Origin of the sequence: Nostoc sp. (assembly GCF_036919615.1) — a bacterium.
In the GTDB taxonomy this organism is placed as follows: Bacteria; Cyanobacteriota; Cyanobacteriia; order Cyanobacteriales; family Nostocaceae; genus Nostoc.
In genome coordinates this window covers 32,082-57,368 of sequence record NZ_JBALCN010000091.1, presented here as the reverse complement: position 1 = coordinate 57,368, position 25,287 = coordinate 32,082, and the positions used below count along the sequence as shown (strand labels likewise).

At 41.5% G+C, this 25,287-nt stretch carries 26 protein-coding genes; 12 read left to right on the top strand and 14 right to left on the bottom strand.

From position 1 onward, the window contains the following. Positions 1-267: 267 nt before the first annotated feature. A complete protein-coding gene (locus tag V7K48_RS25545) occupies positions 268-780 on the bottom strand; it encodes a DUF2808 domain-containing protein (RefSeq protein WP_335076571.1) in 513 nt (170 codons plus the stop codon). Between the two features lie 239 nt (positions 781-1,019). Then, positions 1,020-1,178, bottom strand: a complete 159-nt coding sequence (locus tag V7K48_RS25540) for a hypothetical protein (protein WP_334972301.1) — start codon at positions 1,176-1,178, stop codon at positions 1,020-1,022. Positions 1,179-1,540: 362 nt separating this feature from the next. Between V7K48_RS25540 and V7K48_RS25535 the strand changes: the two genes are divergently transcribed. From V7K48_RS25535 to V7K48_RS25515, 5 genes are all read left to right on the top strand, one after another. Next, positions 1,541-2,707, top strand: a complete 1,167-nt coding sequence (locus V7K48_RS25535) for a Re/Si-specific NAD(P)(+) transhydrogenase subunit alpha (protein WP_335076569.1) — start codon at positions 1,541-1,543, stop codon at positions 2,705-2,707. Positions 2,708-2,739: 32 nt separating this feature from the next. Further along, on the top strand, positions 2,740-3,033 hold the full coding sequence (locus tag V7K48_RS25530; RefSeq protein ID WP_273766159.1) for an NAD(P) transhydrogenase subunit alpha: 294 nt from the start codon (positions 2,740-2,742) through the stop codon (positions 3,031-3,033). Further along, on the top strand, positions 3,030-4,436 hold the full coding sequence (locus V7K48_RS25525) for an NAD(P)(+) transhydrogenase (Re/Si-specific) subunit beta (RefSeq protein WP_335076567.1): 1,407 nt from the start codon (positions 3,030-3,032) through the stop codon (positions 4,434-4,436). The genes V7K48_RS25530 and V7K48_RS25525 overlap by 4 nt, the downstream gene beginning before the upstream one ends. A gap of 222 nt (positions 4,437-4,658) precedes the next feature. Then, positions 4,659-5,177: a DUF4365 domain-containing protein gene (locus V7K48_RS25520; protein WP_335076565.1), complete on the top strand. Its 519-nt coding sequence runs from the start codon at positions 4,659-4,661 to the stop codon at positions 5,175-5,177. Beyond that, on the top strand, positions 5,174-6,268 hold the full coding sequence (locus V7K48_RS25515; protein ID WP_335076563.1) for a hypothetical protein: 1,095 nt from the start codon (positions 5,174-5,176) through the stop codon (positions 6,266-6,268). Before V7K48_RS25520 ends, V7K48_RS25515 begins: the two co-directional genes overlap by 4 nt. A 526-nt stretch (positions 6,269-6,794) precedes the next feature. Here V7K48_RS25515 and V7K48_RS25510 read toward each other — a convergent pair. The 8 genes from V7K48_RS25510 to petN form a co-directional block, all read right to left on the bottom strand. Continuing rightward, positions 6,795-7,157 carry a DUF5615 family PIN-like protein gene (locus V7K48_RS25510; protein WP_335076561.1) on the bottom strand — a complete coding sequence of 121 codons (363 nt, stop codon included), beginning with the start codon at positions 7,155-7,157 and terminating at the stop codon, positions 6,795-6,797. Positions 7,158-7,166: 9 nt separating this feature from the next. After that, on the bottom strand, positions 7,167-7,397 hold the full coding sequence (locus V7K48_RS25505; protein ID WP_335076559.1) for a DUF433 domain-containing protein: 231 nt from the start codon (positions 7,395-7,397) through the stop codon (positions 7,167-7,169). Positions 7,398-7,500: 103 nt separating this feature from the next. Next, the gene (locus tag V7K48_RS25500; RefSeq protein ID WP_335076557.1) at positions 7,501-7,692 is read right to left on the bottom strand and encodes a hypothetical protein; all 192 of its coding nucleotides are present in this window, start codon (positions 7,690-7,692) and stop codon (positions 7,501-7,503) included. Positions 7,693-7,820: 128 nt separating this feature from the next. Continuing rightward, entirely contained in the window at positions 7,821-8,033 is a 213-nt protein-coding gene (locus V7K48_RS25495) for a hypothetical protein (RefSeq protein ID WP_335076555.1), read from the bottom strand. A 47-nt stretch (positions 8,034-8,080) separates the two neighbouring features. After that, positions 8,081-8,836 carry a hypothetical protein gene (locus tag V7K48_RS25490; RefSeq protein ID WP_335076553.1) on the bottom strand — a complete coding sequence of 252 codons (756 nt, stop codon included), beginning with the start codon at positions 8,834-8,836 and terminating at the stop codon, positions 8,081-8,083. Between the two features lie 343 nt (positions 8,837-9,179). Then, positions 9,180-12,320, bottom strand: coding sequence for a GAF domain-containing sensor histidine kinase (locus tag V7K48_RS25485; protein WP_335076551.1), 3,141 nt, complete (start codon positions 12,318-12,320; stop codon positions 9,180-9,182). Between the two features lie 156 nt (positions 12,321-12,476). Next, complete coding sequence (locus tag V7K48_RS25480; RefSeq protein ID WP_292718964.1) at positions 12,477-12,641, bottom strand: hypothetical protein; 165 nt, start codon at positions 12,639-12,641, stop codon at positions 12,477-12,479. A gap of 4 nt (positions 12,642-12,645) precedes the next feature. Further along, positions 12,646-12,735 carry a cytochrome b6-f complex subunit PetN gene (petN, locus tag V7K48_RS25475; RefSeq protein ID WP_017322509.1) on the bottom strand — a complete coding sequence of 30 codons (90 nt, stop codon included), beginning with the start codon at positions 12,733-12,735 and terminating at the stop codon, positions 12,646-12,648. 277 nt (positions 12,736-13,012) lie between these two features. Between petN and V7K48_RS25470 the strand changes: the two genes are divergently transcribed. After that, positions 13,013-14,899: an ATP-binding protein gene (locus V7K48_RS25470; RefSeq protein WP_335076549.1), complete on the top strand. Its 1,887-nt coding sequence runs from the start codon at positions 13,013-13,015 to the stop codon at positions 14,897-14,899. A 30-nt stretch (positions 14,900-14,929) separates the two neighbouring features. Further along, positions 14,930-16,192 carry a sensor histidine kinase gene (locus V7K48_RS25465; RefSeq protein WP_335076547.1) on the top strand — a complete coding sequence of 421 codons (1,263 nt, stop codon included), beginning with the start codon at positions 14,930-14,932 and terminating at the stop codon, positions 16,190-16,192. A gap of 213 nt (positions 16,193-16,405) precedes the next feature. Here the strand turns inward: V7K48_RS25465 and V7K48_RS25460 are convergent, their stop codons facing one another. Next, on the bottom strand, positions 16,406-17,332 hold the full coding sequence (locus V7K48_RS25460; protein ID WP_335076545.1) for an AraC family transcriptional regulator: 927 nt from the start codon (positions 17,330-17,332) through the stop codon (positions 16,406-16,408). A gap of 194 nt (positions 17,333-17,526) precedes the next feature. Here V7K48_RS25460 and V7K48_RS25455 point away from each other — a divergent pair, with 194 nt between their 5' ends. From V7K48_RS25455 to V7K48_RS25440, 4 genes are all read left to right on the top strand, one after another. Further along, the gene (locus V7K48_RS25455) at positions 17,527-18,510 is read left to right on the top strand and encodes an aldo/keto reductase (protein WP_335076543.1); all 984 of its coding nucleotides are present in this window, start codon (positions 17,527-17,529) and stop codon (positions 18,508-18,510) included. Between the two features lie 61 nt (positions 18,511-18,571). Continuing rightward, positions 18,572-18,751 (top strand): hypothetical protein, encoded by a 180-nt coding sequence (locus tag V7K48_RS25450; RefSeq protein WP_335076541.1) that lies wholly within the window; start codon positions 18,572-18,574, stop codon positions 18,749-18,751. 406 nt (positions 18,752-19,157) lie between these two features. Continuing rightward, positions 19,158-19,799, top strand: a complete 642-nt coding sequence (locus V7K48_RS25445) for a class I SAM-dependent methyltransferase (protein ID WP_335076540.1) — start codon at positions 19,158-19,160, stop codon at positions 19,797-19,799. A gap of 555 nt (positions 19,800-20,354) precedes the next feature. Next, positions 20,355-21,545, top strand: coding sequence for an acyl-CoA dehydrogenase family protein (locus V7K48_RS25440; RefSeq protein WP_335076539.1), 1,191 nt, complete (start codon positions 20,355-20,357; stop codon positions 21,543-21,545). A gap of 27 nt (positions 21,546-21,572) precedes the next feature. Here V7K48_RS25440 and V7K48_RS25435 read toward each other — a convergent pair whose 3' ends face one another. Continuing rightward, the gene (locus V7K48_RS25435) at positions 21,573-21,812 is read right to left on the bottom strand and encodes a hypothetical protein (protein ID WP_335076537.1); all 240 of its coding nucleotides are present in this window, start codon (positions 21,810-21,812) and stop codon (positions 21,573-21,575) included. 478 nt (positions 21,813-22,290) lie between these two features. On the opposite strand from V7K48_RS25435, the gene V7K48_RS25430 reads away from it, so the two are divergent. After that, on the top strand, positions 22,291-22,854 hold the full coding sequence (locus V7K48_RS25430) for a 3'-5' exonuclease (RefSeq protein ID WP_335076535.1): 564 nt from the start codon (positions 22,291-22,293) through the stop codon (positions 22,852-22,854). 299 nt (positions 22,855-23,153) lie between these two features. Here V7K48_RS25430 and V7K48_RS25425 read toward each other — a convergent pair whose 3' ends face one another. Further along, positions 23,154-24,494, bottom strand: a complete 1,341-nt coding sequence (locus tag V7K48_RS25425) for a hypothetical protein (protein WP_335076533.1) — start codon at positions 24,492-24,494, stop codon at positions 23,154-23,156. Positions 24,495-24,580: 86 nt separating this feature from the next. Next, positions 24,581-25,222, bottom strand: coding sequence for a hypothetical protein (locus V7K48_RS25420; protein ID WP_335076531.1), 642 nt, complete (start codon positions 25,220-25,222; stop codon positions 24,581-24,583). Between the last annotated feature and the right edge of the window lie 65 nt (positions 25,223-25,287).

The following is a 25,287-nucleotide window of genomic DNA, read 5'->3' as shown; positions in this document are numbered from 1 at the left end:
CAATAGCGTAGCATTAGCGAGTCAGACGCTAGCGGACTCGCTCTCCTACTCGCTATCGAGCGGATGATTGGATTAAATTTCAATTCTTTAATCCAAAATCGTTCGACTGAGTTTAGCCTGAGCGGCGTCGAAGGGCGTAGCCGTACTCTTTCTCTACGTTCGCGCAGCGTGTCGCAGACAGACGCTCCGCGAACAAAGAAGCAAGCTACGCGTAGCGTTCCGCAGGAAAGTCTAAAATCTAAAATTCTTACTCCCTACTCCCGATACTTAAGTAATGCTCAAAATCCATGTTCCCATATAGCGCAATAGTGGGACATCGCCAGGAGAGAGCACTTGACAGTTAAAATAGTAAACTCCGCCGAAGGCTGGGTTTTTCACGTTAGATAAGACTACCTCAACTGCGCTACCTGCTGGCACCGGGTCTTGGGGAAAAATATTAATTAGCTTACCTTCTTTGTCCCACTTCACCTCAGAAAGCGGAACTGCTTTGCCTTTAACTCGGACTTCAATTTTTTTCTGGTCAAAAGTTCCTTTGTAATAATTAGGGTAGGTAATGGCAAATTGACCAACTGCCAATTTCATTCTTTTGGCTGGAATCCTCAATATGTATCGATCCCAACCATTAGCTTGTCCACCAAAATCTAACCGATAAGGCAGTTGATTTTCGCTTTTGACGCCGCTAAACAACGTAAATCCTGGTAAGCTATCTGCCCAAGTCAGGGCTGGAAATCCAGTCACTAAACAGCTAGTCACGGCTAAAGCGGAAAGTAAACGTCGCATAATTAGGCTTCCTCTACCAAAATATAAATCTGTTATCTAAATAACCGTGTGTTAGTATTCGTTACTAAAGTTTACTACTCACTTCCTGACAATTGACGTTCAGTAACAACGAAAAGTGCCATCCTCCCTGAGGTTTGGGCGACAGAAAAATTACTTAGTTATAAATTTGACATATATTCGATTTATTTCATTACCCTTACAGAGTGCTGATTTGATGACTTGGTTGGTCAAATTTTGAACTAAATAGAAACACAGTCAGGATTGGATTGTGTTTCCAAATATGTATAAGTGTATCTAAATTTGATAATTTTGTGATAAAAATTGAGGCGTACCATCAGCGATCGCCAGTTAACTTGGGCTAAATTGATTAAAATGAGTTGAATCAAAGTCGTAATCATTAAAATTTGATTTGGAAATTATAAAGCTTTCAAAATTGGGTCAATATTACTCTATAAGAAAGGAATACCAAAATTTCTCAATCCCGAAAATAAGCTGAAGATAAAGATGCAAAATTTGGGAATCAATCTAGGATGTGCAATACGTAACCCTGTTTGCAACTATCTGAAAATATGACATCTGCGAGCGGCAAAGTCAGGCTTTGCCTGGACAGCTAAGAGTGGGAGAGGAAAGTTTCAAGGTTCAATCTACAAGTAAAAGTCATAGCTGATGTTCCTGCCTAAGTACTATAGAGTGCGGGATATCCCTCATCTAGACAATCGCTTACTTGGTAAAGATTAGGTATTTATCTTCAGGAGATTTCATGAGAATAGCAGTTGCTAAAGAAATTGAAGTTTGTGAACGTCGTGTGGCATTAATTCCTGACACCGTTGCTCGATTGGTAAAACAAGGTTTGGAAGTCTGGGTAGAAGCGGGTGCAGGAGAGCGATCTTTTTTCAATGATTCTGACTATGAAGCAGCAGGAGCCACAATAATCAGCGATACTGCCAAATTATGGGGCGAAACAGATATTCTGCTGAAAGTCAGCCCACCGCAAGAGCGAGAAGATGGACGCTCAGAAATTGACTTGTTAAAGGAAGGGGCTGTATTACTCAGTTTCCTCAATCCTTTAGGAAATCCTGTTGTGGCGCAGCAACTAGCAAATCGGAAAGTCACAGCCTTGAGTATGGAAATGATTCCCCGTACTACCAGGGCGCAAAGTATGGATGCTTTGTCCTCGCAAGCTTCATTAGCAGGTTATAAGGCAGTATTAATTGCCGCAGCGGCATTACCGAAATATTTTCCGATGTTAACCACAGCCGCAGGCACGATCGCTCCAGCGAAAGTATTTATTATGGGCGCTGGTGTTGCCGGATTGCAAGCGATCGCCACTGCTAGACGTTTGGGAGCAGTGGTAGAAGCCTTTGATATTCGTCCCGCCGTTAAAGAAGAAGTGCAAAGCTTAGGGGCAAAATTTGTTGAAGTCAAATTAGAGGAAGAAACCGTCGCCGCAGGTGGTTACGCCAAGGAAATTTCTGAGGCTAGCAAACAACGTACCCAAGAAGTTGTCGCCGAACACGTCAAAAATTCTGATGTGGTGATTACCACTGCCCAAGTTCCTGGGAGACAAGCACCACGGCTAGTTACAGAAGAAATGGTGGCACAAATGAAACCAGGTTCAGTGATTGTGGATTTAGCTGCTGATCAGGGTGGTAACTGCGCCTGCACCGAACCCGGTAAAGATATTGTATGGAACGGCGTGACAATTATCGGCCCGATCAATCTCCCATCATCGATGCCAATTCATGCCAGCCAATTGTATGCCAAGAACGTAACTTCCTTGATGCAACTGCTAATTAAAGACAAAGCTTTGCAGGTTGACTTTAGCGACGACATCGTTGATGCAGCTTGCGTTACCCACGCTGGTGAAATTCGCAATCAACGAGTGCGGGATGCACTACAAGCATTGAGCAGCGTTGGAGCAGGTTAGTAGCTAAATATACCATAAGGAGTTTTGATTTCATGACAGAGGCATTACTTGCTGCTTTGTTTGTATTTGTTTTGGCATCTTTTATCGGCTTTGAAGTCATCAACAAAATACCACCGACTCTACACACGCCCTTGATGTCAGGCTCAAACGCGATTTCTGGCATTTCGGTACTTGGGGCAATAGTAGCTTCAGGTGCTAGAGAAACGAGTGTGTCAGTGATTCTCGGTTTAATTGCTGTGGTATTGGCAACTGTCAACGTTATAGGTGGCTTCCTAGTTACAGACAGAATGCTGCAAATGTTCAAGAAAAAGGAGATTAAGGCGTGAGCGACTTTTTACCAACTGGCATTCAGCTGACATATTTAGTCGCTGCATCCTTATTCATTCTCGGCTTGAAAAAGCTGGGATCACCTGCTACAGCAAGGAACGGTAATCTCGTTGCCTCTGTGGGGATGCTGCTGGCGATCGCAGCGACAATGCTGGATCAGCATGTGTTGAACTACGAGATGATATTGTTGGGCTTGGCGATTGGATCGGGAATTGGGGCGATCGTTGCCTACAAAGTCCAAATGACCGAAATGCCCCAAATGGTGGGTTTACTCAACGGCTTGGGCGGTGCGGCTTCGGCATTAGTAGCTGTTGCCGAATTCTGGCGGTTGTTAGATAGTTCTCAGCCGATACCCTTAGATGTCAACATTTCCATACTATTGGACGTGTTAATCGGTGGTATTACCTTCACAGGTAGTTTTCTAGCCTTTGCCAAATTGCAAGGTTTAATCAGCGGTTCCCCGATTACATTTCCTTTCCAGCAACCATTTAACCTCTTACTTCTAGGTGCTTATTTAGTAGGCAGTGCCTATTTAATCATTACACCAGATAGCTTACCCATATTCTTAGGAGTGGTAGCTGTTTCCTTAGTGCTGGGCGTGATGTTCGTCATCCCCATTGGTGGCGGCGATATGCCAGTGGTAATCTCGCTGTTGAACTCGTTGTCGGGTGTGGCGGCGGCGGCGGCGGGGTTCGTGGTGATGAACAATATGTTAATCATCGCTGGGGCTTTGGTAGGAGCATCTGGCTTAATCCTCACCGAGATTATGTGTAAGGCGATGAACCGCTCCTTATTTAGTGTGCTGTTCAGCGCTTTTGGGACAGGATCTACTTCTGGTGGTGCTGCTGCTAGTGGTGGTGCAACTGATCAAAGCGTCCGCAGCATCGATCCCGAAGAAGGGGCGATGATGTTGGGTTATGCCCGTTCTGTAGTAATTGTGCCTGGTTATGGGATGGCAGTTGCCCAAGCGCAACATAGCGTCCGGGAATTGTCAGATCAGCTAGAACGGATGGGCGTTGATGTCAAGTACGCTATTCACCCTGTTGCTGGGAGAATGCCGGGGCATATGAATGTATTACTGGCGGAGGCAAATGTGCCTTATACGCAGTTATACGACATGGAAGATATTAATCCCCAATTTGAGCAAGCGGATGTAGCTTTAGTAATTGGGGCAAATGATGTGGTCAATCCGGCGGCGCGGAGTGATACAAATAGCCCGATTTATGGTATGCCAATTTTGGAAGTAGATCGAGCGAAGCAAACAATTGTAATTAAGCGCGGGATGAGTACGGGTTTTGCCGGTGTAGAAAATGAGTTGTTCTACAAAGATAAAACGACGATGCTTTTTGGTAGTGCGAAGGATATGGTGGCGAAGTTGGTTTCGGAAGTGAAGCAACTTTAACGAACCGTAGAGGCGCAGAGAGCGCGGAGTAAGAAAAGAATTAGAGAGTTAGCTTGCCTTGGGGGTGTGATGCTTCTGTGGCAAGTTTTTTTGTTGGTAAAACTTTGGATATTAAATAGTTTTTTGGCTGGTGTAAGTATGAAAAAATTTACAATACTAAGGCTTTTAAAACTTTATACAAATAGGTTAAGGTAGAGTTTGTGAAAATTAAATGTATTAAATATGACGTTATCAATGGATAGGAATACACAAAAAGAAGAATTTAGTTATGCCTATATTCGAGCAGTTGCTTCGGTTGCGGGATATTCAGTTGAAAATAAGCAAAGAGCTATGGATAATGCTGGAGTTGATATAACTATTGAAGTTCCTGGAGAAATAGGTGAAATATTATTTCCTAAATTTGATGCACAAGTAAAATGTACTTCTTCCCAAGATGTTTTCCATAGTAATTATATTAAATTTCCTCTCGAAGTTAAAAATTATCATAAATTAAGGCATGAGAAACCATTAACACCCCAGCTATTAATTGTTGTTTTAGTTCCTACTGATATTAATGGATGGATAAACATATCTGAACAAGAAACCCTAATGAAAAGATGTGGATACTGGATTTCTCTTAAAGGAAGACCAAAAACTGAAAATACTACTAAAATTACAATAGATATACCCCGTGAAAATATATTGACTCCATTTGCTCTTACTTCGATTATGAGCAAAATAGCGCGGAGAGAGGAGTTATGAATTTAGCTAAAGGATATCTTACTGCATTAGACTCAATAGAACCAAGTTCTGTTATTGAATATCTTGTCACTAATGGCTGGGAGGAAGAAGAAAAAATTGATAGTAGGGCATCTATTTATGCAAAAAGAAAAAATAATAAGAAATTTTCTATTTTATTGCCTTTAGATACTGAGCTTCCCGATTTTTATGACCGTATATATGAAGTTTTTAAAACTCTAGAATTTTTTGAACAAAGACCATTATCAGAAATCATTAATGTAGTTAGAAATTCTAGAGATATAGCAATAGAAAAAAAACGGGAAATTTTAACGTTAAAATTTAAATTTTTGTATCAAGAACATCAAAAACAAATACCAGCAAAAAAAATGGGTATTGTTTTAAATTCTCTCCAAGAATTATTTGATGCTGTTGGTCAATCTGAATCAGGAAAAGTTTCAGAAAATGGAAGAATTCAAAAAGAAATTATCGAAAAAACAGAACTTTCTGTGTTTGAAACTTTTCAAGGTTCTTTTGGGATAAAATTAGCTTTAGCTCCACATCCGCAACAATTAAACTTTCTTGAAAGACCATTAGGAGAAAGAGTTACTGAAACTTTTATTCAACTTGTAAAGTTCAGTAATACTGTTGACAAAGGAATGTTAAAAGAATATTTGCTTAAGCTTAAAAGAAGATCAGCTTCTAAATATCGCAAGTTTTTGATGACTTTAATCAACTCAGAAGCTAATTTTTATTTTGATTGGGGTTCAGTTAATCCAGAAAAAGGTGGTAAAGCAGTATTAAACTTTGATAATGTAATCCAAACTATAGATTTTATCAATAAAATGGAAGTTGAAGAGCCAGCCGAGTATACCGTAAATGGGCAGTTAATTGCAGCTAATAAAAATACAAGTAATCTGGAAATAGAAACTTTTCGAGATAAAACAAGATATATAGGTAAAGCCAATAATAATGTGGTAAGTAATAAAGAAATAGAATTAACTATAGGAAGATTCTACACTGCTAAAATTCAAGAAATATCTTCGATAAATCCTACAACAGCAGAAGAAAAAACTGAATATACAATTATCGATTTATTATATTGGAACCCCTGATTGAAATGAATAACCTTTTAATCAGGCTTTGCAGTGCTTGCAGAATTTCTATAGTTTCGATATAAATTCATTAAACCTCTGATATTACTCATAGTAATAAAATTACTTGCGTTTACAGTGTGCGATCGCCTCTTCTCTTCTGACTCTGTGTTCTCTGTGTCCTCTGCGGTTCGTTAAAAAAGCGATCACCTGCAAAATCCCCATAGTGCCATCGCTCTCTTCATCTTCTGTGTCCTCTGCGCCTCTGTGGTTCGTTCAAAAAAGCGATCCCTGTAAAATCTCCAGCGTGCGTGGGCGAAGCCCGCCAAAGGCATCGCTCTCTTCTCTTCTGACTCTGTGGTTCGTTAAAAAAGCGTAGGCGTTCGCGTAGCGTTCCGCAGGAAAGCCCGCCGTTCGCGTAGCGTCTCGTAGAGAAGGCATCACCTCTTTTTTCTCTCCTTCCTCCGCGTGAGATAGAAAAGCGATAGCCAAAACTGCCAAAATGCGATCGCTACGGTAAGCTACACTAACAATTAATCAACTTAACTTATATCGGTAATCGCCTTATCCGGAAAGTTTCATTATTGACAGAAATAATTGCCCCTAGTTCTAAATCTGCCTGACATTCCCTTAAAACTTCTGTCAAACGCTCATTAATTGTGTTGTAATTTTCATTTCCTAATCTAAACAAAATTACACTGGGTAAATTATCCCCACTAGTGGCTAAAAGTTGGGCAAAATCCAAGTCTACAGTTAATAAAATCCTCCCTTCTGTACAAGCTTTCACTAAAATCTGATCATCTGGTAGTTTTTGCAATCCTTCATCGCGCAAATGTACCACATCATAACCAGCACTACGCAACCAAGACACAGTGCGTAGAGAAATTCCTATATCAGCTAAAAATTTCATTTTACTGAATTAAGCGGTTTTGAAGGGATAAACCCGTTCTTGAGTTAACCAAGCTGCGTAAAGTAAAGATTGACGAATATCCTCTGGTTCTAAATCAGGATATTCTTCTAAAATCTCTTCTACAGATTTGCCATTAGCTACCAAATTAACCACCAATGAAACTGGAATCCGCATCCCACGAATACACGCTTGTCCCGCCATAATGCGAGGATTAAATGTAATTCTTTCCAGACCTAACATAAATTATTTTTTGTAATATCTTCTAGTTTCTCATAAATTGCCTGAGCATAGAGGCGATACTACAGTTGTCCCTACAGTTGGATCTAAGTTAGCTAGCCAGACTTCACCTCTGTACATAAGTGCCTGAGTTGTAAAAGTCTTCATCTGGATAATCGTAAAAGTCTTCTCCCTCTAAGTCCGAGAATATATTTAACTCACTACCAGGTGTATAATCTGCAATAGCTGTGATTGCGGCTAATGTTAATTGGCGTTTTTGCTGATCTTTGGTAAGTGAATGTTTTTCTTGAAGAACCAATTGCAGGACTTATTCAGCTACCTTTAGGCGATCGCTTATGCTCAGGCTTGGGAGTGCTTAAAGAATTTCTTTAATTTCCATATTAATTCATAGAGCAACTTATATTACTAATGGTAGTGAAATTATGATCAGCGATCGCCTGTAAAAATCTCCACAGTGCGTAGACGTTCGCGTAGTGTTCCGCAGGAAAGCCCGCCAAAGGCATCGTCTTTTTTTTCTTTCTTTGTGTCTTTGTGGTTCGTTAATAAATAATTTGGTAACTGAGATAAAACAGTTGTAAGACGTGAAAACGTAGTGATGTGATTATACAAAACACCCCACTTCACATTAGCCTCAGCCAAAGTGAAATGAGGTGCTTTTATTATCCGTAATTAAACAGATTTTAAAATTAATCCAATGACTTGCCAGCTTTACTTAAAAGCTTACCCAATCTTTGAATTGGCCCCTTAAATCCCCTTGGGGCTTCAGTTGCAGCTTGTTGAGTTTGTTCGCCCAGTTTCGTCAGCACCTCGGCAAAGTCAGCACCTTTAGCAGTTTTGCGCTTCAAGAGTTGCTTAAGTTCTTTAAGTCCATTAGCAACTTCTTGGAGATTCTCGTTTTCAGACTTATGCAATAAGGTATACCATGTATCAATCGCACCTTGCGCCGCCTCAGGTTCAATTTTAGTCAAGTCTCCTTCAAGGGTTTCTATTACTGATTCTATGTGTTCAATCTGCTCGCGGTCTTCCGCCTTACCTAGTGAAACACCTATATCGCGAAGTTGCTTACCCAACTTCTGTAACGGAGTTTTTAGTTCCTTATCAGTATCAGAAGCAACATTAGCTGTTTGCTCACCAATTTCAGTTAGCACTTCACCAATTTCATGACCTGTGGCCTTACCACTTTTTACCAGTTGCTTGAGTTGCTTGAGGTTATCGGTAATTTCTTTGATTTCTGGCTCTTTAGCTTTGTGTAAATAAGTATACCACTCATCGATTAAGCCAGTAGCAGTTTCGCTATCAAGAGCAGTCAAGTCTCCTTCTAGTGCAGAAAGAAGTGAATCTAAATCCAAGTTATCAGCTTTATCAGCTTTTTTAGCTGCTGTGCTTTCTTTCTTGGCAGCAGTCTCCCCTTGTTTACTGTCGGATTTTTGTTGAGAACTCATGATGTAATTTCCGTAACAAAATTAAATAAATGTACATGTATCACTTTATAAAGACTCTGCGGAATTGCCCTCATTCTTAGGTAAGACTTACGCACTATGTAAATCTATCTATAATTGTGTATATTAATAGGAATCAAACCTTTCATACCTTTAGTGAAAGCCCAACAACAAGTAGCATTCATTTTTTCTGTAAACTTTCCTACAGAGTAACTGTTCTCGAAGCTAGGCGCTGATTGTAGCATAGGTGTAAAAGTGCTGATAAATATTTCTACTTTTGAGCGAAATATAAAAAATTCTCGTCGTCTAACAGTGCTGTGTTGGGCTTGGAGTTCTTCTAGCTAACTCACCGTTTGCTGGGAATTTGGATACAGAACTCAGAGCCGTTACCAGGTTCAGAAACACACTTGATATTACCACCGTGTTTTTCCACAATAATTTGGTAGCTAATAGATAACCCCAAACCAGTACCTTGTCCAGGTTGTTTGGTGGTAAAAAAAGGTTCAAAAATGCGCGATCGCATATTCTCTGAAATCCCACAACCATTGTCAGCAATCCAGATAAGAATAATATTCCCTTCTATCACTTCTGTACGAATCAAAATTTTAGGATTGTCAATTATTTTTCCACTAGTTGCTGAGTTTTCCAGTGCATCGATCGCATTGTTGAGAATATTCATAAACACCTGATTTATCTGGGCTGCATAGCAGACTAACGGGGGCAATTCACCATATTGCTTAACTACCTCAATAGCAAAAGAATTAATCTGTGATTGCAGTCGATGTTGTAAAATTAGCAAAGTACTGTCGATGCCTTCATGAAGGTCAACAGGCTTCATTCCTGTTTCGTCAAGTCGAGAAAAACTTCTTAACGACAAGACTAATTGAGAAATCCGATCTGCTCCTATCTTCATTGAAGTAAGGATTTTGGGCAAGTCATCACTAATGAAATCTAAATCCAGTGCTGCTGCTTGCTTTTGAATTTCTCCTGTTGCCTTAGGATACTGTTTCTGATAGAGGTGCAGTATTTTAAATAAATTTTCGGCATGTTCAGTAACATAAGTGATGTTGCCGTAAATGAAACTAATCGGGTTGTTAATTTCATGTGATACACCAGCAACTAACTGCCCTAAGCCTGCCATTTTTTCACTTTGAATTAACTGGCTCTGAGTGTGCTGTAATTCTTTAAGAGTCTGGGTGAGTTCTTCTTTTTGACGTTGAGTCTGTTCGAGTAATTCCGCTTGCTGAAGTCCTACCCCTAACTGAGTACCAATCTGCATCAGCAAATCTACCTCATCCTCTTGCCAATCACGGGGTTTGATATTTTGATAAGCTGCTAGTAATCCCCAAAGTTTTTCACCTTGAAAAATCGGCACAATCATATATGCCCTAGCCCCCATTAGCTCGATTAGGGCAATATAAGGAATACAATAATCGCTGCTGTAAATATCCTTAATAACAAGAGTTTTACCATTAGCAAAGTCTCCTACTTGGTTTTTTTGTAAGTAATTATCTGAGGCAGCTACGCCCGTCGTAGACATCGCAGGTACAATTTCCCTTACTGATGTCCAATTTTGGGCTAATGACTCAGCAACAAATTCGCCACTCCAATCAGCGCGGAATCGATAGATTGTGACTCGATCAACTTCCAATAGCCGCCGGACTTCTTCTGTACTGGTGGCAAAGATGGTATCAATATCAAGAGATTGGCGAATTTTCTCCACCGTTGCGGCTAAAGCCTTCTCTCTTTCGGCTGCTTTCCGTTCTCGTGCAGCAGCTTGAGCCAGTTTTTGGGCCTGCACCTGCATCTGTTTCAAGGACTCAGCTTGCTGTAATGCTACCCCCAACTGAACGCCAACTTGCGCCAATAAGTTGATTTCCTCATCTTGCCAATAACGAGGCTGGGAGTTTTGATAAGCTACTAGCAATCCCCACAACTTTTCGCCCTGAGAAATTGGCACAAAAACTTCATTACGTGCATACTTACCCGCTTGCTTTCCTTGCACAACAACGCCTTCTGTTACAGGCTGTGGCTTAACCATTGGTGTCCAGCCATCAACAATGGAATCAGCGACAAATTCGCCACTCCAATCAGGATAGAAGCGATAAATTGCGACTCGTTCCACTTCTAATAGCCGTCGGACTTCTTGAGTAGTGGTTTTAAATATGGCTTCAATTTCCAGAGACTGACGAATTTTTTCTACGGTGTTTGCCAACGCCCTTTGCCTTTCAGCAGCTTTGCTGATCTCTGCTGCTTGGATCTGCATTTGTTGGATAAATTCTGCTTGCTGCAAAGCCACACCTAGTTGGGTGCCCACTTGGGTAAGCAAGTAAACCTCATCTTTTTGCCAATCACGGGTTTGGGCGTTCTGGTACACTGCTAGCATGCCCCAGAGCTTCTGACCGTGGTAAATGGCAATGATCGCATAAGCTCTTGCTTGATATATTTCTAAGATTTTAATGTAGCAGTCGCTAAAGCCTGCATTGTAAATATCATTACAAATTCGGTAAACTTCACACTGACTGAAGCTACCACCCTCTGTATCTTGTAAGTAGGTATCAGCGACTGGGGGTTTAGCTAAATCTTTGGTGCTACATTCGCTTACGTTTTCTTTCAATTCCGGCCGTTGCAACTGCTGCTCCATGAGGGAGCTCCAACCCTCTGCCACTGATTCAAACACGAATTCACCACTCCAATCAGGATTGAAGCGATAAATAGCCACGCGATCAGCATTTAGTAGCTGCCTAAGTTCTGCGGTGCTTGTGTGGAAAATGCTTTTCAAGTCTAGAAATTGACGAATTTTCTCAATGGTTATGGCTATGGTTTTCTGCCATTGAGCTGCTTTTTCTCTGGCTTTTGCTTGTGCTAGTTGTGCTGATTGTAGTTTTACTTGTTCCAGGTACTCTGCTTGCTGCAAGCCAACTGCCAGATGTTCAGCAATTAATTGCACAAACTCAATTTCTGATGCTTCCCATTCGCGAGGACTACTACACTGGTGAATACACAGCAATCCCCATAAATCTTTACCTTTGAGCAAGGGGGCAGCTATATTGGCACGTACTTGAAATCTTTCTAGCATCTGGACGTGACAATCACTGACATTAGCTTGATATATATCAGCCATTGCTTTAATCCGACCTTGCTGATAGAGTCCTGCAAACTCCGCAGCAAAGCAGTGGTCACGCAGTTTGGCTGCTAGTACTGAACCCCATTCTGCTCCCACATCTTCATAGATAAATTCCCCTTCCCATCCCAATTCGGGATAAAAGCGAAACACACTAACCCGATCGGTTTTCAGAAGCTGACGTACTTCAGTGACTGTAATTTTGAAGATGGCGTCTATGTCTAGAGACTCGCGAATACGGGCAATAACTCCAGACAAGGCTTTTTGTTGCTCATTCTGACGCAGGGAGAATGTCATATCTGAATGAGATTCTTGCTGTTCTGAATTTGGTGGTATGGGTTGAGTAGTAGAGGAGTTTTCCATTCCCAGTGGGACTTTAAATATTGAAAGTCTTCTATCTCATGATTCCCTTTGCGATCGCAAAGGTAACAGTTATTTCCTTTAAATGCCAAAAAAAACAGTGTAGGGACACGATAATATCGTGTCCCTACAAAAAAACATTTTTCAACCATAAGCGAACTATCGCCGTTTGGGAGTGGCGCTGCGGGTGGTGCGTTTCTCTTCATCTCGACGGCGGCGATCGCGCCAATCTGCTAGGGTTAAATAACCAATACCACCAGTGACTACTACGAGCAGCACTACAGCAAATAAAGCCAAAATACTCAAGAATGGACTTTCTACCATGCCTCTACAGTCCGTTACGTCCCCAGACTACCATTGCAATTGACCAAGTGAACACAACTAACAGTGCTACCCAACCTAGTGTCAAAATCTCCATAGTCCCACTTTTCAAATAATTACCAAAGGTTTCTAATATTTATCATACTGGTAAAGGGCAGGCTGAGATTTTTTTATCAATGAGATTGTAGTTTTGCAGGCGATGTCTACGACGGGCGTAGCTGCCTCAAACCAGACACTATCTTTTATTAATACACTAAAACTTTACGTAATAATAAAAACTAATATAAAAAAGTAGCGATCGCGCTTTTCCACTTGATGGTTTGGGAATACTAGGGTTATTGGTATATATTTCAAATCCAGCAACCCCTAGTATTATGCCGACATTTTTCAACTATCCTTTCCACTCTAACGGTTTTATTCCCCATGGACATTGTTATCTCTGGCAAACTGGATTAGTTTGGCTCCACATTATTTCTGATGCCACGATCGCTCTTGCCTATTATTCTATTCCCTTCTTACTAATTTACTTTATTTCCAAGCGCAAAGACGTTCCTTTCAATGGAGTCTTTCTATTATTTGGTGCTTTTATCATTGTCTGCGGTACTGGACACTTGATGGAAATTTGGACGCTTTGGCATCCAGACTATTGGATTGCAGGTGGTTTAAAAGCTTTAACTGCCATTATTTCAATATATACGGCATTTGCATTATTTTTTCTCATGCCTCAAGCTCTGACACTACCCAGCCCAGCCCAGTTAGAAGCTATCAATCGAGTGCTTTCAACTGAAATTGTCGAGCGTAAGCGCATCGAGAAACAACTACGCTTTGCAGAAGAAGTCGCTCAAAACTCCAGCCAAGCCAAGAGTGAATTTCTCGCCAATATGAGTCATGAACTACGCACACCCCTCAACGGTATCCTGGGCTTTACACAAATCCTCCAACGCACAGAATCTTTGACCGAGAAAGGACGCAAAGGAGTTGGCATTATTTATCAATGTGGTTCCCATTTACTAACTCTAATTAATGATGTTCTGGATCTCTCCAAGATAGAAGCCCGCAAACTAGAATTACATCCTGTTGATTTCTACTTGCCTGCCTTTATAGATAGCGTGACTGAAATTTGCCGCATCCGGGCAGAACAAAAGGTGATCGCATTTCACATCGAACTTGATCCTGATTTGCCAACGGGCATTCATGCTGATGAAAAACGCTTGCGGCAAGTACTGATTAACTTGCTTGGTAATGCCATTAAATTTACTCATCAAGGCAGTGTCACCTTCAAAGTTCAAGTCGTTGGCCAAGAATCAAATGCCAATGGACAGACTAACTACAAAATTCGCTTTCAAGTAATAGATACTGGCACGGGTATAAGCCCTGAACAAGCCGAGAAAATCTTCCAGCCCTTTGAGCAAGTGGGAAATCAAAAACAACAATCTGAAGGTACAGGCTTGGGATTAGCAATCAGCCAAAAAATTGTTTTGTTGATTGGTGGTCAAATTCAGGTGGAAAGTGAATTTGGCAAAGGTAGTACTTTTTGGTTTGAAGCAAAATTACCAGAATCTAAAGACTGGGCAAAGGTTTCCAGAGTGGTTGAGCAGGGAACCATTATTGGTTATCAAGGACAAAGGCGCACCATTTTGATTGCAGATGACAGATGGGAAAACCGATCAGTAATTGTAAATTTACTAGAGCCAGTTGGGTTTACTGTTGTAGAAGCTAGTCAGGGCGAGGAAGGATGGGAACAGGCTCTCACCCACAAACCAGACTTGATTATCACTGACCTAGTGATGCCTATATTGGATGGATTTGAGTTGATCAATCGTTTGCGTGAGTCTAAGCAATTTAAAGAGATTGCGATCATCGCTTCCTCAGCCAGTGTGTTTGCAATCGACCAGCACAAGAGTATTGATGTTGGTGCAGATGTATTTCTCCCAAAACCTGTAGAAGCGGAAACGTTGCTGGAAATGTTACGACAATTTTTGCAATTAGAATGGATTTTTGACGGTAAGCTAGACGCAATAAAAAAAACTTATACAGGTGGTTTGGATAAAGCAAATGAGATGATTTCTCCTGCCAAAGAGGTTTTACAACAGTTACTCGAACTGGCACAAGACGGGGATATTCAAAGTATTTTAGAAATAACTCAGCAACTTTCTGTAGCTGATGAGCAGTTAGGCACTTTTGCCCAGCAAATCATCCAGCTTGCTAGTAATTTTCAACTCAAACGTTTGGAAACTTATATTCAACAATATCTCAATTAATTGGAGTTAAATTTAACTTTTAAATTCATCATGAGCAAACCCCAAAATAATGGATTTATTTTGATTGTGGATGATAATCCGACAAATTTATCTGTCCTGTGTGAAGCGCTCAATAGTGAGGGTTTTCGTTTCCGTGTTGCAGTCGATGGAGAAAGTGCGATCGCCCAAGCTGAACGCAATCAACCAGAGCTGATTTTGCTGGATGTACAAATGCCGGGTATTGACGGATTTGAAACTTGTTGTCGCCTCAAAGCCAATCCTGTTACCCAAAACATTCCAATTATTTTCACCACTGCCTTAGCGGATACGGAGAGCAAAACTAAGGGATTTTCCCTTGGTGCAGTAGACTATATACCCAAACCGTTTGCACAAGAGGAAGTCATTGCTAGAGTGCGTGTGCATTTACAACTCAAACAATTGACTGAATCTTTGGAACAACAAGTCAGCGATCGCACCAAGGCTTTGCAAAAAGCCCAAGTCAAGCTAGTGCAGCAAGAGAAACTATCAACACTCGGAGAGTTAGTCGCTGGTATTGGTCATGAAATCAACAACCCCATCAACTTTATTTCCAGCAATATTTCACCCTTGCAAGGATACATTGCAGCAGTAACTGAGTTGCTCCTACTGTATGAACAAGAGTATCCAAACCCAACAGCCAAAATTACCACTGCTATTGAAGACTTGGATCTAAACTTCGTTCTCGAAGATATGGCAAAAATCTTGAACTCACTCCAGCTAGGGAGTGAACGAATTAAGAACCTTTCTAATTCACTCCGCAACTTCTGTCGCTCGGATAGGGATACTAAAATATTTGCTGATTTGCACCAAGGACTAGATAGTACATTAATGATTTTGCAACACCGGATCAAGGCGAATGGCGATCGTCCCGGCATTGAAATTATTAAAAGTTATGGAGTATTACCAGAGGTGAACTGCTATATTGGGCAGATGAATCAAGTATTTATGAACATTCTGGCAAACGCAGTTGATGCCCTTGATGAAGCTATAACCCAAGGCAAAATGATCAATCTAATTCCTCAGATTCAAGTTGCAACAGAAATAGATTCTGAACAATTGGTTGTAATTCGGATTGCTGACAATGGGATTGGTATTCCTGAACGGCTTAAAAAACGCTTGTTTGAGCCGTTGTTTACCACAAAAACTGTTGGAAAAGGCACTGGACTTGGCTTGTCAATCGCCTATGAAATAGTTGTAGAGAAACACAACGGCGTATTAGAAGTGAATTCTCAATCTGGTGTGGGAACCGAGTTTATCATCAAAATTGCCACATGAAAGCAGCATTTAATTAATTACAAAACTGCTCTAGCATTTATCATACTGAAGACTTCAAATCTTCCTTCTAGCATTTTTTTGTGTTCAAATTTATATTTCGGACAGGTCTAATAAGCGACTGGGCATCGGCTGATTGTTTTGCTGAAGATCATCGAATGGAAAGTTCGCAATTATTACGAACATTGAGCCAGAACCGCACTAGGAATTCTCAAATTAGACGATAGCCTCTATCCGTAACCGTTCAATATCCCTGATGGGCGGCGCACCAAACATGCGAGCATATTCGCGACTGAACTGCGAACTGCTCTCATATCCAACCTGATAGGCAGTCTGGGTCGCATCGACATCCTCGGCAAGCATCATCTGACGTGCGCTCAAGAGTCTCAACTGTTTTTGATATTGCAGTGGACTCATCGAAGTGACTGCCTTGAAGTGGCGGTGGAACGATGAAGCAGACATATTCGCCTGATCTGCCAAATCCTCAACCCGCAGTGGCTTTGCAAAATCAGCTTTGAGCCGTTTGATTGCCTCAGTGATGCGCTGCATGTTGCTGCCAGAGGTGGCAATCTGACGAACCGCTTCGCCTTGTTCCCCCATGAGCAGACGGTAATAGATTTCGCGGATGATCATTGGTGCCAGGAAGGGGATATCCTGCGGTGTCTCTAAAAGCTTTGTCAGTCGGATGGCGCAATCAATCAACGGTGGTTCGGCATCGCTGATGAACCAGCCTCTCACTGATTCTTTCTTACTTATACCTAAGTTCGTTTGAGCAATGATCTCACAGAGTTGGGCAGAGTCTAACTTCAGCTTAAATCCTAGATAAGGCTGATTGGGGGTTGCTTCTACTACACATCCACTCAGCGGTAAATCTACCGACACAACCAGATACTGAGCGACGCCGTAGCGATAGGCTTCCTCCTTCAGCAACACTTCTTTTTTGCCCTGCACCACAATGGCGAGCAGCGGTTCGCTGACCCCCTGTATTGCGGCTGGAGGATCGCATTCTCGCATGAAGACTAAAGGATTGATCGCGGTTGCATGGGTACCGTTTCCCTTGCCGTCAGTATACCGATTCACTAATGCCGCTAGTTCTTCACATTTGTTGATCGCTACCTCGTGGCTCAGTGTCTCACTCGTCATGCTGGATTCCTGACTGATTTAACCCTTCTCCTGCACTCATTATAGGAAATTTTTTCCCTGGCTAACGCCTGGCTTGAGAGGATTAGGCAATCATCTGCGAGGTTTGTGTATTCATCCAAAAGCTGATTAAGCCTACTATGAACCTATATTGCAAGATAAGACTAAAAATCGAAAGTTAGACCAGGAGAACTTTAATGAAAACACGTCAACTTGGCAGAGAACTGGTAGTTTCAGAACTAGGGCTAGGCTGCATGGGCATGTCTGAGTTCTATGCAGGGCGCGATGAGCAAGAATCGATCGCCACAATTCACCGCGCTTTAGAACTCGGTGTGACGCTGCTGGATACGGCTGATATGTACGGTCCGTTCACAAATGAACAATTGGTGGGCAGAGCAATCTGCGATCGTCGAGATCAGGTTGTGCTAGCCACAAAATTTGCTAATGTCCGTGGCACTGATGGTCAGTTTTTGGGCGTGAGCGGCAAACCAGAATATGTGCATCAAGCGTGTGATGCTTCATTGCAACGCTTGGGAGTTGATGTAATTGACCTTTACTATCAACATCGGGTTGATCCATCGGTGCCAATCGAAGAGACCATCGGGGCAATGGCAGAACTGGTGCAACAGGGCAAAGTCCGCTATCTTGGGATGTCCGAAGCGGCTCCTGCCACGATTCGACGGGCACATGCAGTTCACCCGATTACTGCCCTGCAAACGGAATACTCCCTGTGGAGCCGTGACCCAGAAGATGAGATTTTGCCGACTGTGCGCGAGTTAGGCATTGGCTACGTGGCTTACAGCCCGCTCGGTCGTGGATTTCTCTCTGGGCAGTTCACCAGCCCAGAAGATTTCGCCCAAGATGACTATCGCAGAAATTCACCACGATTTCAGGGCGAAAATTTCTACAAGAATCTGCAACTGGTAGAACAAGTCAAAGCGATCGCTTCAGAAAAAGGCCTGACACCTGGTCAACTTGCCTTGGCGTGGCTACTGGCTCAGGGCAATGACATTGTGCCGATTCCGGGTACGAAACGGCAAAGCTACCTGGAAGAAAACATTGCCGCAACTGATATTACGCTGACTTCTGAAGAGTTGAGCCGGATTGAAGCAGTTGCTCCCAAAGGAATCGCCGCTGGGTCTCGCTACGCTGAACAGCAAATGAAAGCACTCAATCATTAAAGCCTTTCCACCTCTAATCGCTTGAAAAAGTGCGATCAAAACTGATTTCAGGGGCAGTACAGTGCTAGATAATCTAGAGCTTAACAACTTCATCGCCTTGCAAACAGCTCTGGGTAGCGTGGGTCTTCCCGATGATATCGGTGGGGCGTTAGCCATTGGTGTCAACTTAAGCCAAAACCCTTTTCAAACCTCGTTTCCAGCCAGAGGCTGGAAATGCTGTTCATTAGCGGCTCTGCCGTGAGTAAGGAAGGTGCAGCCTAAGAGTAGGCATTCCCAGGCGGAGACTTTTTCTCGAGACAGTCTCTAAAAGCTAGCTCTAGACTGCTTTTAACGTTAAGTTGACACCAATGACAACAACTGTAAGCCCTTACAGCTTTAATAGATATTGGTTCAAAAAAGCATTCACCTCATTAGCGCATAATCCAACATGAACTATTTTGCCTACATTTGTAAGAATATTTAATCCTTGACCATTATTGTCGGCATCTGGATCAAGTATGGATACATATATCTCATGTATGCGAAAATCTTTGGCGACGGCTATTGCACAAGAGAGTGTACGTCCTTGAAAAAATTGGTGAAGTGGATCTTTATTTGAGGAAATTATTAATTACTTTTTCAATGATGTACATAGAGAGGCTTAGAAGATGGATAAAAATTATTTAGTACAGCAATACAATAACTATAAAACACTTTTTCTTCAGGGCAGTCAAGAATACGATGCTAAAAGTAAAACTATATTTCATGAATACATCAATAAATTTGATATCCAAGGTAAAAGAGTTCTAGATATGGGGTGTGCTGATGGTTTAGACTTGCTGATTCTCCAAAAGCAAGGGGCTGATGTATTTGGAATTGATTCATCAGCGGAAATGATACAGGAAGCTCAGAAATTATTTTCTCCTGAAAATTTTTATACCTGTGATTTTACGCAAACATCTTTCCCCGATCATTATTTTGATATTGTTGTTAGCAAATGGGCATTTCAAACAGCAATTGATATTCAGAGTATTTATCAAGAAATTATTAGGATAACCAATGATAATGCTAGATTATTTTTTTTGGTAACTCATCCAATTCGTCAGTTCATTGAGAAAAGAGTTAGCCCTAAAGACTACTATCAACAAGAGATAGTAAAATCAGTTTTGTTTGATGGCACTTTAGTTGTAGAGGAACCATCGCATACTTTTCAAGAATATTTTTCACCTATTTTTCTTAGTCGATTCCAAGTTTTGGAATATGCAGAAATTAATGATACAGGAACAGAGAGAATAAATGGTGATGTTTAGCCTTCATTTTTCATTATTCACAGCGCAAAAAAATAGTAGATTAACGTGAGCTTCCAACGAACGGCATTCGTTATGCCTTAAGAGAAACAATCTAGTACAGCACGGCGTAAATAAGCAGACCATTGAAAAATCCTAAAGAGCTTATTCCATAATACTTTTGACTTTTGACCCTTCAACTTCCGCCTTGCGGTGCAGTTTCCTAGTAATTCGACGGATGGAAAAAGGTACAAAAAAAGCTGAGACTGTATTTAGACAAAAATACTTTTGATGTCTCAGTGGTTCATTAACGTAGTCACTTGGGCTACCGATTTATTTGCCTTTAGGACTTTTACCAGACCAACGCCTGTTTTTGCAACACAACCCGCAATTCATTTCAAATACCTACAGTGCTTGGTTTATAGCTTTTTTGTTACTTAACTTCACTCTTGATAATTTTAAGTTACTTATCTTCAATATTTTGATTAACTTCTATTACTTTTAACGCGATCGCAAAGTTCTCAATTTTTCAACTCAATCACTTAAACTACTACTATCTCTAACAAAGGGGTGATCTTAATGGTAACAGTTCTTAATAAAGAATCAACAGACTTCCTCGCTGTGGCTACTGCCCTAGCAGAAAAATTTGCTCAGACAGCAGTATTGCGAGATGCCAAGGGGGGAACCCCCACTGACGAACTTAAACAATTGCGTGAGAGTGGACTGTTAAAGCTGGTATTGCCGAAAGAATATGGTGGGTTTGGGGAAACTTGGCCTAATGCCTTAAAAGTGGTGCGAGAAATTGCCAAAACAGATGGTTCTCTAGGACAACTATTGGGTTATCACTATTTCAATACAGCAGTTCCTCTATTGTTTGGTACAGTAGAACAGTACGCTCACTACTCATCAGAAAGTGTGCGTCACAATTGGTTTTCGGGAGATGCTGCAAATCCGCGAGATCCCGATTTAATCGTGACACCAGATGGAGAAAACTTTCGTCTCAATGGTCTAAAGAACTTTGCCACAGGTACAAAAGCCTCAGATGTAGTGGTAATTGCAGGAATACGTCAAGACTTGGGTAACTTAGTGTTTGCAATTATCCCTAGCGATCGCCAGGGTGTACAAATCAACGATGATTGGAATTATATCGGGCAGCGTCAAACCGATAGTGGCAGCGTCGCCTTTAGCAACGTTTTAATATCTAGAGACGAGATTTTAGGAAATCCTGACTCTAATGAGCATCCTAGCCCGTTTGCTACACTTATTACTCCCCTTGGTCAATTAGTTTTTGTCAATTTATATTTAGGAATTGCTCTCGGAGCCTTTGCAGAAGCCAAGCAATACACTCTGACACAAACTCGACCCTGGATACTTTCATCCGCAGAAACAGCTGCTCAAGACGCTTACATTATTGAACAATACGGCAATCTCTGGGTTGACTTAGCTGCCACAATTAGCCACGCTGACCATGTAGCATCGGTGTTGCAAACAGCTTGGGAGAAAGGAGAACATCTGACTGCAACGGAACGTGGAGAAGTAGCGGTTAGTGTCGCAACAGCTAAAGTTTTGAGTACCAGAGTAGCACTAGATGTCACCAGCAAGATTTTTGAGGTCACAGGCGCACGTTCTGCTGCCAACAAATATCGTTTTGACCGCTACTGGCGAAATATTCGCACACATACCTTGCATGATCCCGTTGCTTACAAAGTTTATGAAGTTGGTAATTGGGTACTGAATAAACAAATACCAACATTCACCCTTTATACCTAAATAAAATTTAATCCGCTTGGGTTAAGGCTAAAACTCTTTGTCAAAGTCAATTTTTTTAACGTAGACGCATTCACGGTGAAGCAGCGCTCTTACAGGGAGTTTCCACGCCACTTGCTTCACTTGGAGAGACCCCAAGTGAAGCAAGTGGCTCCCCATGAGCGACTGCCGTCGCAAAGAGCAGGAATAAATGCTTAACTGAACTGTATTGAAATAAAACTGACTAAAAAACAGGCGATCGCCCCTTCGCAGGCGGGTACGCTGGATCACGATTGGGCGACTGAAGCGACGAGCACGAAAGCAGTTTTAGGGTTGCCAATTATCTTAGTGAGTGCATAACAACTCTTGGTCAGAAACCAATTTTGGCAATAAATCCACAGTCTTATCATGCACATTGATCCAACTTCTAACTTGCTTCGCCCAATTTGTAGCGATGAATTCCCGAAGTTATGTGAGAATCACCTGCCGAAGTTTATTCATTTTCCACCTATCCCAATATCAATTGTGGTTCAAATAGATCAGGACTTACGCACAGGTAACGAAAAATCGAACCACAGAGAACGCAGAGGATACGGAGGAATAAGAGTTTAAGAGGTTTTTTGCGTAAGTCCTATAGATGAAAAAGGCTGTAAACATTGCGCCTATGTAGTATAGTTAATACAATAAACCTACACAACTAATTGTGTAAGCTATAAAAAAATACGTATAAATAATTACAAAAATTATTTATCAATCTTTATTACCTAATATGAAAACTAAAACATCCCACTATTATCTGATAGTTGATCTGGAGGCTACGTGCTGTGACAGTGGGACTATTCCCCGTCACGAAATGGAAATCATCGAAATTGGTGCGGTGATGCTTAATCGAACAACCTGGGAAATTGATTCAGAGTTTCAGCAATTCATTCAACCTGTAAGACATCCGCAGCTGACAAGTTTTTGCACCGAATTGACTAGTATTCGGCAGCAAGATGTTGACGAAGCACCAAAATTTATAGAGGCAATTTCTCGCTTCCAAGAATGGATTTATTCATTTGCCAATCATATTTTTTGTTCTTGGGGCAATTACGACAAAAAGCAATTTATTCAAGATTGCACCTTTCATAATTTCTCTTATCCTTTTATTTCAGAACACATAAATATCAAAGAGAAATTTTCAGAATATCTTGGCGTTTCTAAAAAATTCGGCATGGCACAGGCTCTCAATGAGTTGGGGATAGAATTAAAAGGCACACACCATCGTGGCATTGATGATGCCCACAACATTGCAGCTATCTACAGACAGATTAAAACCAAAAAACTAAGCTGAATCCCTAGAGACTGCTGCTAGAGCAACTGCTCCTGTGGCAGTTATGGTTGTTGGGATGTTCCTGGCCACTCTATTTTTAGTTATCCTTATCAACCGTATTTTGATTACGGATTAAATAAGCTTTGATTTATCACATCTCATTATTTGTATCTCTGATTTGGTTCTCAATATCTCTAAAACCATAGGCTATATTATTAGATATTTCTGTCTGATTGCCGATAAGATGGTTAAAGTCTCTCTTATCATTTAAAGCTGTAGCTTTGTTTGAGGTTGGGTCTAAATACCTTTATGTAACATAATTACGAATTACGGATTTTTAAAGATTGGTGTTTGTAACGGACTATGCATAGTAGAACAATTAGCAATACAAGCGCTTTGATCATTGATGGCTCCACTACCTTCTTCACTTCCGTAGGAGTTTTAAGAGTAACATGACATGGAATCTCAATGATCTGTGTGTGATCAGAACCATTACCACTGGGAGTCAGATCGCATTCACCTTTGCTGGTGAGAGACAAAGGTGTAGGTGTATTTCCTGAAGAAACAGATGTTTGAGCTGAAGAACTATCCCCGTTTAGTAGTAGAAGCAGAATTAAACCAAGACCCCCAATTCCGATTATCGGCCAGAGTGGAAAGGAATTAGAACTGTCTTGTACCAAAACATCTCCCATAGCGTCAGGGAAAGTATCGAGTCCCATAGCTTCTCCCTCCAACGCTATTGGATTGTCACTTAGTAAAATATTTCCTGGGACATATTCTCCCAAGAGCTGATTCAATTCCTGTGGGATCGCGTTATTAGGGCGTCCGAGTTCCCCACCATCTTCGGAGTATGGAAAGGATAGTACTTCAAAAATCCTTTGTTGGAGTTGGTTCCGATCTCCAGAACTCAAGGCATCCAAGCCTGTAGAGATTTTATCTAAATAAAAATTAGTCATCTCTGACGACAGACCAAGAGACTGAATCTGCTCCTTAATGTTGGAAATTTTTGAGGCCTCCTCAAACAGTAGTCGTCCGTATGACAATTTCAAGTCTAGTAATCCATTACGGAGGCTGACCGAGTTATTGACTCCTGAGTATGGTGACCAGTAGAACTGCTTGGTTACAAGTCCAAGTCCTTCTACTGGATTGCGACCAAAAGGTTGTCCAAGAAGGTATTGAGATCCATCCATGATTGCGGGGGATTGGTTTCTCCAAAATGAGGCAAAAGGCACAGCAGAGAGATTCGGATTGTTACCGTAAAAACTAGCGAAATTCTGAAAGTTTTTCTCCCCACCTGCCGCTCTGATCAGGAGGTTTTGATAGCTCGTCCCGTTATTTAACTCCAGTAATCGTTGGATTACCGATCCAGTTTTATTGCAGGTCAGACCAAATCCCACATTACATGCAGGAATTACTCGCATCTGGCTGAGATTTTGGTTATTGATTTGGTACTGGAGATACTCATACTCCAGTCCTTGTTGGATACCATAGCGTCCAATATTGAGCTGTGCAGAAGCAGACTGACACGTAGTGAGTACTACTGCAACAGATGAGAATGCGATAGTCGCAAAGCGAACCGCCTTCTCTACGTTCGCGCAGCGTGTCGCAGACAGACGCTCTGCGAACAGCATCACAATTCTTTGAACAATTGATTTGGGCAAGATGCACCTTTACTAAACGACAGCTTTTTTATTTGGGCATGAGGCATTGCTTATTTCTCTCCATCCCCCACTCGCCAGTTACCAGTTCAACTCTTAGGTAAATAAATGTTGATTGTGATTCCGGTACCTTTGAGACTTCCTGATGAGAGTGTGTGATATAAGACCAATGCCCGGTTTGGTTGGTCGAAAAGAAACCCACGACGCGTGGGTTTGATCTTCCCTTGCTTTACTAAGGAAACGAAGGCTTCTAAATACCTACGTATACCTTGACGGTTCTCTTGACTAGTATTCATATGACGCTCAATCAGCATCATAAAGAAGTCCAAGCTACGATTTTCCTGCCCCTGAATCAGACTGCCCTCATCTAGGAAAGAACTTGCTATGAGCCTGCCATCAACTTGTTTAACTTTAAACAGAGTAAAGTAACGCCCTTCTTTTTTAGGATCGTTCGCATAACAGACCCAAGAACCCTCTTGATTCTGTGTAAAACCCTGTTCAGCAAGGTAAGAAAGCAAAGAATTACTTGCCTTGGTTTGTGGTGGAGGTAATAAATCCTCAATCGGATCTAAAGAGCAAATCCTCTGCATTGTTTTCCGTTGAGAAGCAGCAGGAGCCTCCTGGGTATAGACACGTAGAAGCTTGTCATCAGACATTGCCATGCTAGACATCGCAGCCAATGCAGATATTTGGAGAACGATCACTCCAAACAAACGAACAATGATATTCATGTTTTTCCTATTACTCTTTTACGTTGTTAATAATCGAGTCGTTACTAAATCAGGATTAATCTAGC

Excerpts from the sequence above, each read along its gene's own strand:
- V7K48_RS25505 (WP_335076559.1), bottom strand. The coding sequence starts at position 7,397 with ATGTTAGGTCTGGAAAGAATTACATTTAATCCTCGCATTATGGCGGGA.
- V7K48_RS25540 (WP_334972301.1), bottom strand. The coding sequence starts at position 1,178 with ATGATTACGACTTTGATTCAACTCATTTTAATCAATTTAGCCCAAGTT.
- V7K48_RS25430 (WP_335076535.1), top strand. The coding sequence starts at position 22,291 with ATGAAAACTAAAACATCCCACTATTATCTGATAGTTGATCTGGAGGCT.
- V7K48_RS25470 (WP_335076549.1), top strand. The coding sequence starts at position 13,013 with ATGCCGACATTTTTCAACTATCCTTTCCACTCTAACGGTTTTATTCCC.
- V7K48_RS25440 (WP_335076539.1), top strand. The coding sequence starts at position 20,355 with ATGGTAACAGTTCTTAATAAAGAATCAACAGACTTCCTCGCTGTGGCT.
- V7K48_RS25445 (WP_335076540.1), top strand. The coding sequence starts at position 19,158 with ATGGATAAAAATTATTTAGTACAGCAATACAATAACTATAAAACACTT.
- V7K48_RS25530 (WP_273766159.1), top strand. The coding sequence starts at position 2,740 with ATGACAGAGGCATTACTTGCTGCTTTGTTTGTATTTGTTTTGGCATCT.
- V7K48_RS25455 (WP_335076543.1), top strand. The coding sequence starts at position 17,527 with ATGAAAACACGTCAACTTGGCAGAGAACTGGTAGTTTCAGAACTAGGG.
- V7K48_RS25465 (WP_335076547.1), top strand. The coding sequence starts at position 14,930 with ATGAGCAAACCCCAAAATAATGGATTTATTTTGATTGTGGATGATAAT.
- V7K48_RS25485 (WP_335076551.1), bottom strand. The coding sequence starts at position 12,320 with ATGGAAAACTCCTCTACTACTCAACCCATACCACCAAATTCAGAACAG.
- V7K48_RS25490 (WP_335076553.1), bottom strand. The coding sequence starts at position 8,836 with ATGAGTTCTCAACAAAAATCCGACAGTAAACAAGGGGAGACTGCTGCC.
- V7K48_RS25480 (WP_292718964.1), bottom strand. The coding sequence starts at position 12,641 with ATGGTAGAAAGTCCATTCTTGAGTATTTTGGCTTTATTTGCTGTAGTG.
- V7K48_RS25460 (WP_335076545.1), bottom strand. The coding sequence starts at position 17,332 with ATGACGAGTGAGACACTGAGCCACGAGGTAGCGATCAACAAATGTGAA.
- V7K48_RS25545 (WP_335076571.1), bottom strand. The coding sequence starts at position 780 with ATGCGACGTTTACTTTCCGCTTTAGCCGTGACTAGCTGTTTAGTGACT.
- V7K48_RS25420 (WP_335076531.1), bottom strand. The coding sequence starts at position 25,222 with ATGAATATCATTGTTCGTTTGTTTGGAGTGATCGTTCTCCAAATATCT.
- V7K48_RS25515 (WP_335076563.1), top strand. The coding sequence starts at position 5,174 with ATGAATTTAGCTAAAGGATATCTTACTGCATTAGACTCAATAGAACCA.
- V7K48_RS25510 (WP_335076561.1), bottom strand. The coding sequence starts at position 7,157 with ATGAAATTTTTAGCTGATATAGGAATTTCTCTACGCACTGTGTCTTGG.
- V7K48_RS25535 (WP_335076569.1), top strand. The coding sequence starts at position 1,541 with ATGAGAATAGCAGTTGCTAAAGAAATTGAAGTTTGTGAACGTCGTGTG.
- petN (WP_017322509.1), bottom strand. The coding sequence starts at position 12,735 with ATGGAGATTTTGACACTAGGTTGGGTAGCACTGTTAGTTGTGTTCACT.
- V7K48_RS25520 (WP_335076565.1), top strand. The coding sequence starts at position 4,659 with ATGACGTTATCAATGGATAGGAATACACAAAAAGAAGAATTTAGTTAT.